We start from the raw sequence: 12,431 nt of genomic DNA, 5'->3' as shown, positions 1-12,431 counted from the left end.
AACGCTTATGGCAGTGGTGTGGCTAACGGCGTTTTCTTTAACGCCTCGGCACACTCCAGCGTCGGGTGATCTACCCGTTGCAGCGTCATACCGTCATAATCCAGCGTATTGCCATCGCGATCAATTTCATACAGTTCGCGTTTCACCGTCACGTTGGTGAGATCACCGGAGAGCATGGTCAATTTTCCGGGGACGGCAATCACTCGCTGCCACTGCCGGCAATCCAACGTATCCCCCTCTTTCGTGACAATCAGACTGGCGATCGCTTCCGGGCTCACCAGCGCGCGCTGCGGACCTTTAGACTGCCAGTATCCTGCCAGACCGGCAGGGGCTGGTGTTTTCACCACATCATTATAATTTTGTACCTCGGCGCAGCCGGCAAGCACCAACAATGCACCAACGATTGCTAATTTTTTCATCATTCATCCTGCATGCGAAGAAAAGGGGATTGTGGCATTAAAGCCTTGATGTCGCCAGCCTTTCGGCAGCCTGGAGAAAGATTGATCCAGGCGGTGTTACCTCTTATTACTCATAGTCAAAAATTCTGATCGGTGTAATATCCACGCTTCTTGTTACATACCTTCTGAGTTCAGAGGCAAAACGCATGTCATGGCAACACTTCAAACAGGCCTGGTTAATTAAATTTTGGGCCCCTGCCCCTGCGGTTATCGCAGCGGGTATTCTCTCCACTTATTATTTCGGCATTACGGGAACCTTCTGGGCCGTTACCGGCGAATTTACCCGCTGGGGTGGGCAAATCCTGCAACTGTTTGGCGTGCACGCCGAAGAGTGGGGATACTATAAACTGATCCACCTCGAAGGCTCGCCCCTGACGCGTATCGACGGGATGATGATCCTCGGTATGTTCGGCGGCTGTTTCGCTGCCGCACTGTGGGCCAACAACGTCAAATTACGCATGCCGCGCAGTCGGATCCGCATTCTGCAGGCGGTAGTCGGCGGGATGATCGCCGGGTTCGGTGCCCGCCTGGCAATGGGCTGTAACCTTGCCGCGTTTTTTACCGGTATTCCACAGTTCTCGCTGCATGCATGGTTCTTCGCGCTGGCGACGGCAATGGGCTCATGGTTTGGCGCGCGCTTTACTCTGCTACCGATGTTTCGTATTCCGGTCAAAATGCAGAAAGTTTCCGCCGCCTCCCCTCTGACGCAAAAACCGGAACAAGCACGTCGTCGTTTCCGCCTCGGTATGCTGGTCTTTATCGGCATGATCGGCTGGGCGCTACTGACCGCAATGGACAAGCCGAAGCTGGGTCTGGCCATGTTGTTTGGCGTTGGGTTCGGCCTGCTGATTGAACGGGCGCAAATCTGCTTTACCTCGGCCTTCCGCGATCTGTGGATTTCCGGGCGTACCCATATGGCAAAAGCCATTATCTTCGGCATGGCGGTGAGCGCCATTGGCATCTTTAGCTATGTGCAACTGGGCGTTGAGCCGAAGATTATGTGGGCCGGTCCCAATGCGGTGATCGGCGGCTTACTGTTTGGTTTCGGTATCGTGCTGGCGGGTGGGTGTGAGACCGGCTGGATGTACCGCGCGGTTGAGGGCCAGGTGCACTACTGGTGGGTGGGGCTGGGTAACGTTATCGGCTCGACCCTTCTGGCTTACTACTGGGATGACTTTGCCCCTGCCCTTGCCACCCGCTGGGATAAAGTGAATCTGCTCGACACCTTTGGGCCGCTCGGCGGGCTGTTGGTGACTTATCTGCTGTTGTTTATCGCATTGATGCTCATCATCGGTTGGGAAAAGCGTTTCTTTCGCCGTGCCGGGCTGACGTCTGCTAAGGAATCCGCATGAAAAATATCGTCCCTGATTACCGTCTCGACATGGTGGGTGAACCGTGTCCCTACCCGGCGGTCGCCACGCTGGAGGCGATGCCGCAGCTGAAGAAAGGTGAAATTCTGGAAGTGGTCAGCGATTGCCCGCAGTCGATCAACAATATTCCGCTGGATGCGCGTAACCATGGGTATACGGTGCTGGATATTCAGCAGGATGGGCCAACTATTCGTTATCTGATTCAAAAATAAGTGTAGGCCGGATAGCGCTGCGCTTATCCGGCAAACATTCTTTGCACGGTATACCTACACCTGCATCGACATCACTTCCTGGTAGGCTGATACCAGTTTGTTACGCACCTGAATGCCCATCTGCATCGAAACCGACGCTTTCTGCATATCGGTCATCACGTCATTCAGCGCAATGCCTGGTTCACCCAGGGTGAATTTTTCAGCCTGAACGCGAGAGGCGGTTTGCACATCGCTGATTCTGTCCAATGCCGCATGCAGCTGACCGGCAAAGCTTACGGTCGATTGTGGCTGCAAATCCTGCATTTTGGCTGACATTGCCGTGGCCTGTAGCTGGCTGATAACCCCTTCAATCCCCTGTATTGCCGACATTCTGATCCCCTGGATGATTTTTTACGTAGCAGAGATTACCAGTTCGTCAATAAGATAAAGGCGCTAAATAACGATAAAAAACCTCGGTTTTTAACGCATAGAAAAATTCGAAACCGCAAATAATGAGACCGTCAATTTTTCGAGTTTGCTGACCCGGGAGTGAGTCTTGTTCCACTTTGCAAAAAACGCCGTCCACGATAAGCCACGAGGTGCGAGATGAGTGCGACAGCATCGACTGCAACCCAACTAAAACCTCTCGAGTGGTTAAATCGCCTGCGCGCGAATCCCAAAATCCCTCTGATTGTGGCGGGTGCCGCTGCCGTCGCCATCATCGTTGCGATGGTCCTGTGGGCCAAAACACCTGACTACCGCACACTGTTCAGCAACCTATCCGATCAGGACGGTGGCGCTATTGTCACGCAACTGACGCAGATGAACGTCCCTTATCGTTTCACGGAGGGAAGCGGCGCCATTGAAGTCCCTGCTGATAAGGTTCACGAACTGCGTTTACGTCTGGCACAGCAAGGGCTGCCGAAAGGTGGCGCGGTGGGCTTTGAGTTACTGGACCAGGAAAAGTTTGGTATCAGCCAGTTTAGCGAGCAGGTCAATTACCAGCGAGCTCTGGAAGGCGAATTAGCCCGTACCGTTGAAACACTGGGACCGGTAAAACGCGCCCGTGTCCATCTTGCGATGCCCAAGCCGTCACTGTTCGTCCGTGAACAAAAGGCCCCTTCTGCCTCCGTCACGGTAAACCTGGAGCCGGGTCGAGCACTGGACGAAGGTCAGATTAGCGCAGTAACGCATCTGGTCTCCAGCGCTGTCGCAGGCTTGCCGCCGGGCAACGTAACGCTGGTCGATCAGGCCGGACATCTGTTAACCCAGTCGAACACCAGCAGCCGCGACCTGAACGATGCACAACTGAAATATGCCAGCGATGTTGAAGGTCGCGTTCAGCGTCGTATTGAATCAATCCTGTCGCCAATTGTCGGTAATGGCAACGTACATGCGCAGGTTACCGCACAGCTGGATTTCGCCAACAAAGAACAAACCGAAGAGAAGTACAGCCCAAACGGCGACGATTCACAGGCGGTACTGCGTTCACGCCAGCTTAATGTCAGCGAGCAGATAGGAAGCGGAGCGCCTGGCGGCGTACCGGGCGCACTGTCTAACCAGCCCGCACCGGCGAATACGGCCCCGATTAATACGCCACCGGCAAATCAGCAAAATGCGCAGAATGCGCAAACCGCGCAAACGGCGAATAACGCCAATGCTGGCCCGCGCAGCACGCAGCGTAATGAAACCAGCAACTATGAAGTTGACCGTACCATTCGTCACACCAAGATGAATGTGGGTGATGTACAGCGCCTGTCGGTGGCGGTAGTGGTCAACTATAAAACGTTACCGGATGGCAAACCGCTGCCATTAACCGCTGACCAAATGAAACAAATTGAGGACCTGACCCGCGAGGCCATGGGCTTCTCTGAAAAACGCGGCGATACCCTGAATGTCGTGAACTCACCCTTCACCGCAAGTGATGACACGGGTGGAGAGCTTCCGTTCTGGCAACAGCAGTCCTTTATTGAACAGCTGATGGTAGCCGGTCGTTGGTTACTGGTTCTGCTGGTGGCCTGGATCCTGTGGCGTAAAGCGGTTCGTCCGCAGTTGATGCGTCGCAGCGAAGAGGTCAAAGCCGCACAAGAACAAACCCGCATTCGCCTGGAAACGGAAGAAGCGGTTGAAGTTCGCCTCAGCAAAGACGAGCAGACCCAGCAGCGCCGTAACAACCAGCGTCTGGGTGCTGAAGTCATGAGCCAGCGTATCCGTGAAATGTCAGATAACGATCCGCGCGTCGTGGCGCTGGTCATTCGCCAGTGGATAAATAACGAACATGAGTAATCTTAGCGGCACCGATAAAAGCGTCATCTTATTGATGACCATTGGCGAAGATCGCGCGGCGGAGGTCTTTAAGCACCTTTCCACGCGCGAAGTGCAGGCCCTCAGTACGGCAATGGCCAACGTGCGTCAGATTTCCAACAAGCAGTTGACGGAGGTTCTGGCCGAATTTGAACAAGAAGCCGAGCAGTTTGCCGCACTGAACATCAACGCCAACGAATACCTGCGCTCCGTGCTGGTAAAAGCGTTGGGCGAAGAACGTGCCTCCAGCCTGCTGGAAGACATTCTGGAAACTCGAGACACCACCAGCGGCATTGAAACGCTCAACTTTATGGAGCCACAGAGCGCCGCCGATCTTATTCGCGACGAGCACCCACAGATTATCGCCACCATTCTGGTTCACCTCAAACGCAGCCAGGCCGCCGATATTCTGGCGTTGTTCGACGAGCGTTTACGCCACGATGTCATGCTGCGTATCGCTACTTTCGGCGGCGTACAGCCTGCCGCGCTGGCAGAACTGACCGAAGTGCTGAACGGATTGCTCGATGGCCAGAACCTCAAGCGCAGCAAAATGGGCGGCGTGAGAACAGCAGCAGAAATTATCAACCTGATGAAGACGCAGCAGGAAGAAGCGGTTATTACCGCGGTGCGCGAATTCGACGGCGAGCTGGCGCAGAAAATTATCGACGAGATGTTCCTGTTCGAAAATCTGGTGGATGTCGACGATCGCAGCATCCAGCGTCTGTTGCAGGAAGTGGATTCCGAATCGCTGCTGATAGCCCTGAAAGGTGCCGAGCAACCATTGCGCGAGAAGTTCCTGCGCAACATGTCGCAGCGTGCCGCCGATATCCTGCGCGACGATCTTGCCAACCGCGGTCCGGTGCGTTTGTCGCAGGTGGAAAACGAACAGAAAGCGATTCTGCTTATCGTACGTCGTCTGGCCGAAACCGGCGAGATGGTGATCGGCAGCGGCGAGGATACCTATGTCTAACGATCTGCCATGGAGAGTCTGGACGCCTGACGACCTCGCCCCGCCAATGGCGGAGTTCGTACTGGCCGATCATACCGACGATCAGCCGTCCGACGAGACAGAAGTGCCACAGCTATCTGCTGAACAACAGCTTGAGCAGCAGTTGGCGCAAATGCAGCTCCAGGCCCATGAGCAAGGATATAACGCCGGCCTGGCTGAAGGTCGGCAAAAAGGACACGAACAAGGTTATCAGGACGGACTGGCCCAGGGGTTGGAGCAAGGTCAGAACCAGGCTCGCGCCCAACATGCGCCGATTCATGCCCGCATGCAGCAACTGGTCAGCGAGTTTCAGAATACACTGGATGCCCTGGACAGCGTCATTGCATCGCGCCTGATGCAAATGGCACTGGAAGCGGCGCGCCAGGTTATCGGCCAGACACCCATTGTGGATAATGCCGCACTCATTAAGCAAATCCAACAGCTGTTGCAACAGGAGCCGCTGTTTAGCGGTAAACCGCAGTTGCGCGTCCATCCGGACGATCTGCAGCGGGTGGAAGAGATGCTGGGGGCGACCCTCAGCCTGCACGGCTGGCGGCTGCGCGGCGATCCAACGCTGCATCATGGTGGTTGTAAAGTCTCTGCTGACGAAGGCGATCTGGACGCCAGTGTTGCAACCCGCTGGCAAGAGCTCTGCCGTCTGGCAGCGCCGGGAGTCGTGTAATGACCACTCGCCTGACTCGCTGGCTCAACACGCTGGACAACTTCGAAGAGAAAATGTCGCTGCTGCCTGCGGTGCGTCGTTACGGGCGTCTGACCCGCGCCACCGGGCTGGTACTGGAAGCCACGGGTCTGCAGTTACCGCTGGGCGCCACCTGCGTTATTGAGCGTCAGGATGGCAACGAAACCCAGGAAGTCGAAAGCGAAGTGGTTGGCTTTAATGGTCAACGCCTGTTTCTGATGCCGCTCGAAGAGGTCGAAGGCGTTCTGCCGGGTGCGCGCGTTTACGCGAAAAACATCGCCGGCGAAGGGCTGCAAAGCGGGAAACAATTACCGCTGGGCCCTGCCCTGCTGGGGCGTGTTCTCGATGGCAGCGGGAAGCCGCTTGATGGGCTGCCTGCACCCGACACCACGGAAACAGGGGCGCTAATCACCCCGCCGTTTAACCCTCTACAACGTACCCCGATTGAGCACGTGCTGGATACCGGCGTGCGTCCCATCAATGCGCTGTTAACCGTCGGTCGCGGTCAGCGAATGGGGCTTTTCGCCGGTTCCGGTGTGGGTAAAAGCGTCCTGCTCGGCATGATGGCACGCTATACCCAGGCTGACGTCATTGTGGTTGGTCTGATTGGCGAGCGTGGACGCGAAGTTAAAGATTTTATTGAAAATATTCTTGGCGCCGAGGGACGTGCGCGATCGGTGGTGATTGCCGCCCCGGCGGACGTTTCCCCACTGTTGCGTATGCAGGGAGCAGCCTACGCCACTCGCATCGCCGAAGATTTTCGCGACCGCGGTCAGCACGTGCTGCTGATTATGGATTCCCTCACCCGTTATGCGATGGCGCAGCGTGAAATTGCCCTGGCGATCGGCGAACCTCCGGCAACGAAAGGCTATCCGCCGTCGGTGTTTGCTAAATTACCCGCACTGGTTGAACGGGCCGGAAACGGTATTCATGGCGGCGGTTCCGTAACCGCATTTTATACCGTACTGACCGAAGGCGATGACCAACAGGACCCTATTGCTGACTCCGCCCGTGCCATTCTCGACGGCCATATTGTCCTGTCCCGTCATCTGGCAGAAGCGGGTCACTATCCAGCCATTGATATTGAAGCCTCAATTAGCCGCGCAATGACCGCATTAATCAGCGAGAAACATTATGCGCGGGTGCGCAATTTTAAGCAGCTACTGTCCAGTTTCCAGCGTAACCGCGATCTGGTCAGCGTAGGAGCCTACGCCAAAGGCAGCGATCCCATGTTGGATAAAGCCATTGCCTTATGGCCACAGCTGGAAGCATTTTTACAGCAAGGCATCTTTGAACGAGCCGACTGGGAAGACTCCCTGCAGGCTTTGGATCTGATTTTCCCTGGTGTGTGATTAAGCAGGAGAGCATAGGTCATGGCACAACATGGTGCGCTGGCAACACTTAAAGACCTGGCTGAAAAAGAAGTCGATGATGCGGCAATCTTATTAGGCGAGATGCGCCGCGGATGTCAGCAGGCGGAAGAGCAGTTGAAGATGCTGATCGATTATCAGCATGAATATCGCAACAACCTTAATAGCGATATGGGTCAGGGTATTACCAGTAATCGCTGGATTAACTATCAACAATTTATTCAGACGCTGGAAAAAGCGATTGAGCAACATCGCCAACAACTCAACCAATGGACGCAGAAAGTAGATCAGGCGTTGAGCAGTTGGCGCGATAAAAAGCAGCGACTGCAGGCATGGCAGACGCTGCAGGACAGGCAAACCACAGCCGCTTTACTGGCTGAAAACCGCCTGGATCAGAAAAAAATGGATGAATTTGCTCAGCGTGCAGCTATGAGGAAACCCGAATGATTACTTTACCCCAACTGATTACTACCGACACCGACGTAGCCGCAGGTCTTCAGTCTGGCAAAGCGGTAGGTTCCCCCGAAGATTTTTTAGCGCTGCTGGCAGGTGCACTAGGTGCAGGCGATGCACAGGGTAAAGACGCCCCGCTGTCACTGGCCGATTTACAGGCCGCAGGTAGCAAACTGCAAAAAGGGGTATTGCAAAAGAATGGTGATACCACGCAGACGGTAAACTTAGCCGATCTGCTGGCACAAAAAGAGGTCCAAACCGAGGCATCGCTGGCCGACCTGACTGATGCACAACAGTTGCTGTCTGCACTCACGCCGTCATTGAAGGTTAATGCTCTGACGACACTGGGCAAAACCGCACAGCAGGATGAAAAAATAGCCCGTCTGAGCGATGACGATCTCGCCAACCTGAGTGCGCTGTTCGCTATGCTACCGGGGCAACAGATAACCACTCCGGCTGTTGATGCAACGCCAGCCCCGACGGATGCGACGCTGTCGGTGCTGTTACGGGGTAATACCCCCAGCACGACATCCGATAGCGCCAGTGAATTACTGAGCGGTGAAGGGAAAAAAGGTAAAGCAGATACAGCGATGCATGCCAGTGGCGTGGATCAGACCAACAATGCGGGTTTAACCCCATTAACGGCAGCGGCAGCCACGCGGGCGGAGATTGAAAGTTCACCATCACCAACCAGCGTTGGCGCAACAATAGCTCCGCTGGCTGGCACACAGACACATGCGCAGCCGGTACCGATCGCCGCGGCACCGGTATTGAGTGCCCCGCTGGGAAGCCATGAATGGCAGCAATCACTGAGTCAGCACGTCACGCTGTTCACCCGACAGGGCCAGCAAAGTGCGGAACTGCGCTTGCATCCGCAGGATCTGGGGCAAGTGCAGATTTCCCTCAAGCTCGATGACAACATGGCGCAACTGCAAATGGTCTCGCCTCATAGCCACGTTCGCGCGGCGCTGGAAGCGGCATTACCCATGCTGCGCACGCAGTTGGCTGAAAGCGGGATCCAACTGGGGCAAAGCAGTATCAGCAGCGAGAGCTTCGCTGGACAGCAACAGTCGTCTTCACAGCAACAACAGGCTGGGCGTGCGCATGGACAAGATATTTTTGCGCCCGAAGATGATGCTGTTCTGGCCACACCTGCTGCACTGCAAGCCGCAGCTCGCGGTGATGGTGCAGTAGACATCTTCGCCTAACGCCAGAGGTAGCATGATTATCCGCGTCTTTTCCACGCTTTGTCGTGGTCAGGACACGGGATAATCAGCCTATAAGCTGTACCGAAACAGGAAGCCCGTATCTGATGACTGACTCCGCGATTAACAAAAAGAGTAAACGCGCTATTTGGATCCCTCTGCTGGTGTTAATTACTCTCGCCGCCCTCGCTACTGCGGGCTATAGCTACTGGCGCATGCAGCAGCAGCCGTCCGCCAGCGTAAAAGCGGAACCGGCTCCACCGCCTGCCCCAGTGTTCTTTGCACTGGATACGTTTACCGTCAATTTAGGTGATGCGGATCGCGTGCTGTATATCGGTATCACACTGCGTATGAAAGACGAGGCGACACGTTCACGTCTGAACGAATATCTGCCAGAAGTGCGCAGCCGTCTGCTGTTATTGTTCTCCCGCCAGAACGCAGCCACGCTCGCAACAGAAGAAGGCAAACAGCAGCTGATTGCCGCTATCAAAGAGACGCTCGCGACTCCGCTCGTTGTCGGGCAGCCGAAACAGGTTGTCACCGACGTTCTTTATACAGCTTTTATTCTGCGGTAAAGACATGGGCGACAGTATTCTTTCTCAGGCTGAAATCGACGCATTGCTTAACGGCGATAGCGAAACTAAAGACGAACCCATTTCCGGTATCGCAAAAGAAAGCGATATTCGTCCTTACGATCCCAACACCCAGCGCCGCGTCGTTCGTGAACGTTTGCAGGCGCTGGAGATCATTAACGAACGCTTTGCGCGCCAGTTCCGTATGGGGTTATTTAACCTGCTACGCCGCAGCCCGGATATTACCGTGGGCGCGATCCGTATCCAGCCCTACCACGAGTTTGCGCGTAACTTACCGGTTCCGACCAACCTGAACTTAATCCACCTGAAGCCGCTGCGCGGTACGGGTCTGGTGGTGTTTTCACCGAGTCTGGTGTTTATCGCCGTAGATAACCTGTTTGGCGGCGATGGCCGCTTCCCGACGAAAGTCGAAGGCCGTGAATTTACGCACACTGAACAACGCGTGATCAACCGTATGCTGAAACTGGCGCTGGAAAGCTACAGCGACGCGTGGAAAGCGATCAACCCGCTGGAAGTGGAATATGTCCGTTCCGAGATGCAGGTGAAGTTTACGAATATCACCACCTCCCCGAACGACATCGTGGTGAACACCCCGTTCCACGTTGAAATCGGCAACCTGACGGGTGAATTTAACATCTGTCTGCCATTCAGCATGATTGAGCCTTTACGCGAACTGCTGGTAAACCCACCGCTGGAAAACTCGCGTAATGAAGATCAGAACTGGCGCAATAATCTGGTGCGTCAGGTTCAGCATTCTGAGCTGGAACTGGTAGCAAACTTTGCTGACATTCCGTTGCGGCTGTCCCAGATTTTGAAACTGAAACCCGGCGATGTACTGCCAATTGAAAAACCCGACCGCATTATTGCTCATGTGGACGGCGTGCCTGTGCTGACCAGCCAATATGGCACCGTAAATGGTCAGTATGCGCTACGCGTAGAACATTTGATAAACCCGATTTTGAATTCGCTGAATGAGGAACAGCCCAAATGAGTGACATGAATAATCCGTCCGATGAGAACACTGGTGCATTGGACGATCTGTGGGCTGACGCGTTAAACGAGCAAAAAACGACGACCACCAAAAGTGCGGCCGATGCGGTATTCCAGCAGTTAGGTGGCGGCGACGTCAGCGGTGCGCTGCAGGATATCGACCTGATCATGGATATTCCGGTCAAGCTGACCGTTGAATTGGGCCGCACCCGCATGACCATCAAAGAGCTGCTGCGCCTGACGCAGGGTTCGGTCGTCGCGCTGGACGGTCTGGCGGGCGAGCCGCTGGATATTCTGATCAACGGTTATTTGATTGCTCAGGGTGAAGTTGTGGTAGTCGCAGATAAATACGGTGTACGTATTACCGACATTATTACCCCATCTGAACGTATGCGCCGTCTGAGCCGTTAACGATGAACACCCAGGCCACCGTCTCTCAGCCTGCTACTGTACCAGGTTCACCGTTAGTGCAGGTCAGCGGTGCGCTGCTGGGGATCATTGTGTTGATCCTGGGCGCCGCCTGGCTGATTAAGCGCCTGGGATTTGCTCCCAAAAGCGTCAGTACGCGTGGACTGAAAGTTTCAGCCAGTACCTCATTAGGCCCACGTGAGCGGGTGGTAATTGTAGAGGTCGAAGACGCACGTCTGGTGTTGGGCGTTACAGCGTCGCAGATCAACGTTCTGCATACCCTTCCCCCGGCACCTGCCAGTGCAGAAGAAAAAGCGGCCTCCCCTGCGGATTTCCAGGCCATGATGAAGAGTTTGCTGAAGCGTCCTGGGAGATCCTGATGCGCCGTTTGTTATCCCTCACGCTGCTCGGCTTGTGGCTGTTCAGCCCTGCTGCCGTTGCCCAACTGCCTGGCCTGGTTAGCCAGCCGCTGCCCGGCGGCGGACAAAGCTGGTCGTTACCGGTGCAAACGCTGGTATTTATCACCTCGCTGACGTTCCTGCCTGCTATTTTGCTGATGATGACCAGCTTCACCCGTATCATCATCGTGTTTGGTCTGTTACGTAATGCGCTGGGAACACCGTCAGCACCGCCGAACCAGGTTTTACTTGGACTGGCGCTGTTTTTGACTTTCTTCATCATGTCGCCGGTGATCGACAAAATCTACGTTGATGCGTATCAACCCTTCAGCGAAGAGAAGATCTCCATGCAGGAAGCCATGGAGAAAGGCGCACAGCCGTTGCGTGAGTTTATGCTGCGTCAGACCCGTGAAGCCGATCTGGCCCTGTTCGCCCGCCTGGCAAACAGCGGCCCGTTACAGGGGCCTGAAGCCGTGCCGATGCGCATTTTGCTGCCAGCTTATGTTACCAGTGAGTTGAAAACGGCATTCCAGATAGGTTTTACCATTTTCATTCCATTTCTGATAATCGATCTGGTTATCGCCAGCGTGCTGATGGCGCTCGGGATGATGATGGTGCCCCCTGCTACCATTGCACTCCCATTCAAGCTCATGCTGTTTGTGCTGGTTGACGGTTGGCAGTTGCTTGTCGGCTCGCTGGCACAAAGCTTTTACAGTTAGAGGCGCGAAATGACTCCTGAATCGGTCATGATGATGGGCACTGAGGCGATGAAAGTCGCCCTCGCCCTTGCCGCACCTTTGTTGCTGGTTGCCCTCGTCACGGGTCTTATCATCAGTATCCTGCAGGCGGCAACCCAGATTAACGAAATGACGCTGTCCTTCATTCCGAAAATAGTCGCGGTCTTTATTGCCATCATCGTTGCAGGTCCGTGGATGCTTAACTTGCTGCTCGACTACGTGCGTACGCTGTTCAGCAATATCCCCTACATCATCGGGTAAGCGAC

At 55.0% G+C, this 12,431-nt stretch carries 16 protein-coding genes; 14 read left to right on the top strand and 2 right to left on the bottom strand.

Annotated elements, in window-relative coordinates; translation table 11 throughout:
• Positions 1–5 precede the first annotated feature (5 nt).
• Positions 6–419 carry a lipoprotein YedD gene (gene yedD, locus ACLJXE_RS15860; RefSeq protein ID WP_410751468.1) on the bottom strand — a complete coding sequence of 138 codons (414 nt, stop codon included), beginning with the start codon at positions 417–419 and terminating at the stop codon, positions 6–8.
• A gap of 164 nt (positions 420–583) precedes the next feature.
• On the opposite strand from yedD, the gene yedE reads away from it, so the two are divergent.
• Both yedE and yedF read left to right on the top strand, forming a co-directional pair.
• Positions 584–1,810: a selenium metabolism membrane protein YedE/FdhT gene (gene yedE / locus ACLJXE_RS15855; protein WP_286629324.1), complete on the top strand. Its 1,227-nt coding sequence runs from the start codon at positions 584–586 to the stop codon at positions 1,808–1,810.
• Positions 1,807–2,040 carry a sulfurtransferase-like selenium metabolism protein YedF gene (yedF, locus tag ACLJXE_RS15850; RefSeq protein WP_000790504.1) on the top strand — a complete coding sequence of 78 codons (234 nt, stop codon included), beginning with the start codon at positions 1,807–1,809 and terminating at the stop codon, positions 2,038–2,040. Before yedE ends, yedF begins: the two co-directional genes overlap by 4 nt.
• A 54-nt stretch (positions 2,041–2,094) precedes the next feature.
• Here the strand turns inward: yedF and fliE are convergent, their stop codons facing one another.
• The gene (fliE, locus tag ACLJXE_RS15845; RefSeq protein ID WP_286629245.1) at positions 2,095–2,409 is read right to left on the bottom strand and encodes a flagellar hook-basal body complex protein FliE; all 315 of its coding nucleotides are present in this window, start codon (positions 2,407–2,409) and stop codon (positions 2,095–2,097) included.
• A 216-nt stretch (positions 2,410–2,625) separates the two neighbouring features.
• Between fliE and fliF the strand changes: the two genes are divergently transcribed.
• The 12 genes from fliF to fliQ all read left to right on the top strand — a co-directional run bounded on the left by fliF (position 2,626) and on the right by fliQ (position 12,426).
• Entirely contained in the window at positions 2,626–4,305 is a 1,680-nt protein-coding gene (fliF, locus tag ACLJXE_RS15840) for a flagellar basal-body MS-ring/collar protein FliF (protein WP_410751362.1), read from the top strand.
• Entirely contained in the window at positions 4,298–5,293 is a 996-nt protein-coding gene (fliG, locus tag ACLJXE_RS15835) for a flagellar motor switch protein FliG (protein ID WP_410751361.1), read from the top strand. The genes fliF and fliG overlap by 8 nt, the downstream gene beginning before the upstream one ends.
• Positions 5,286–5,993: a flagellar assembly protein FliH gene (gene fliH, locus ACLJXE_RS15830; RefSeq protein ID WP_286629243.1), complete on the top strand. Its 708-nt coding sequence runs from the start codon at positions 5,286–5,288 to the stop codon at positions 5,991–5,993. Before fliG ends, fliH begins: the two co-directional genes overlap by 8 nt.
• Complete coding sequence (gene fliI / locus ACLJXE_RS15825) at positions 5,993–7,363, top strand: flagellar protein export ATPase FliI (RefSeq protein WP_005127755.1); 1,371 nt, start codon at positions 5,993–5,995, stop codon at positions 7,361–7,363. Before fliH ends, fliI begins: the two co-directional genes overlap by 1 nt.
• 21 nt (positions 7,364–7,384) lie before the next feature.
• Complete coding sequence (fliJ, locus tag ACLJXE_RS15820; protein WP_005127756.1) at positions 7,385–7,828, top strand: flagellar export protein FliJ; 444 nt, start codon at positions 7,385–7,387, stop codon at positions 7,826–7,828.
• Positions 7,825–9,042: a flagellar hook length control protein FliK gene (gene fliK / locus ACLJXE_RS15815; protein ID WP_410751360.1), complete on the top strand. Its 1,218-nt coding sequence runs from the start codon at positions 7,825–7,827 to the stop codon at positions 9,040–9,042. Before fliJ ends, fliK begins: the two co-directional genes overlap by 4 nt.
• 104 nt (positions 9,043–9,146) lie before the next feature.
• Entirely contained in the window at positions 9,147–9,614 is a 468-nt protein-coding gene (gene fliL, locus ACLJXE_RS15810; protein ID WP_048211308.1) for a flagellar basal body-associated protein FliL, read from the top strand.
• 4 nt (positions 9,615–9,618) lie between these two features.
• Entirely contained in the window at positions 9,619–10,623 is a 1,005-nt protein-coding gene (gene fliM, locus ACLJXE_RS15805) for a flagellar motor switch protein FliM (protein WP_003030434.1), read from the top strand.
• A complete protein-coding gene (fliN, locus tag ACLJXE_RS15800) occupies positions 10,620–11,033 on the top strand; it encodes a flagellar motor switch protein FliN (RefSeq protein WP_005127761.1) in 414 nt (137 codons plus the stop codon). Before fliM ends, fliN begins: the two co-directional genes overlap by 4 nt.
• A gap of 2 nt (positions 11,034–11,035) precedes the next feature.
• Positions 11,036–11,410, top strand: coding sequence for a flagellar biosynthetic protein FliO (gene fliO, locus ACLJXE_RS15795; RefSeq protein WP_286629240.1), 375 nt, complete (start codon positions 11,036–11,038; stop codon positions 11,408–11,410).
• The gene (gene fliP, locus ACLJXE_RS15790; RefSeq protein ID WP_410751359.1) at positions 11,410–12,147 is read left to right on the top strand and encodes a flagellar type III secretion system pore protein FliP; all 738 of its coding nucleotides are present in this window, start codon (positions 11,410–11,412) and stop codon (positions 12,145–12,147) included. The genes fliO and fliP overlap by 1 nt, the downstream gene beginning before the upstream one ends.
• A 9-nt stretch (positions 12,148–12,156) precedes the next feature.
• Entirely contained in the window at positions 12,157–12,426 is a 270-nt protein-coding gene (gene fliQ, locus ACLJXE_RS15785; protein WP_003030425.1) for a flagellar biosynthesis protein FliQ, read from the top strand.
• Positions 12,427–12,431 lie beyond the last annotated feature (5 nt).

The organism is Citrobacter sp. U14242 (assembly GCF_046555775.1).
Taxonomy (GTDB): domain Bacteria; phylum Pseudomonadota; class Gammaproteobacteria; order Enterobacterales; family Enterobacteriaceae; genus Citrobacter.
This window is presented reverse-complemented; position numbering and strand designations above follow the sequence as displayed.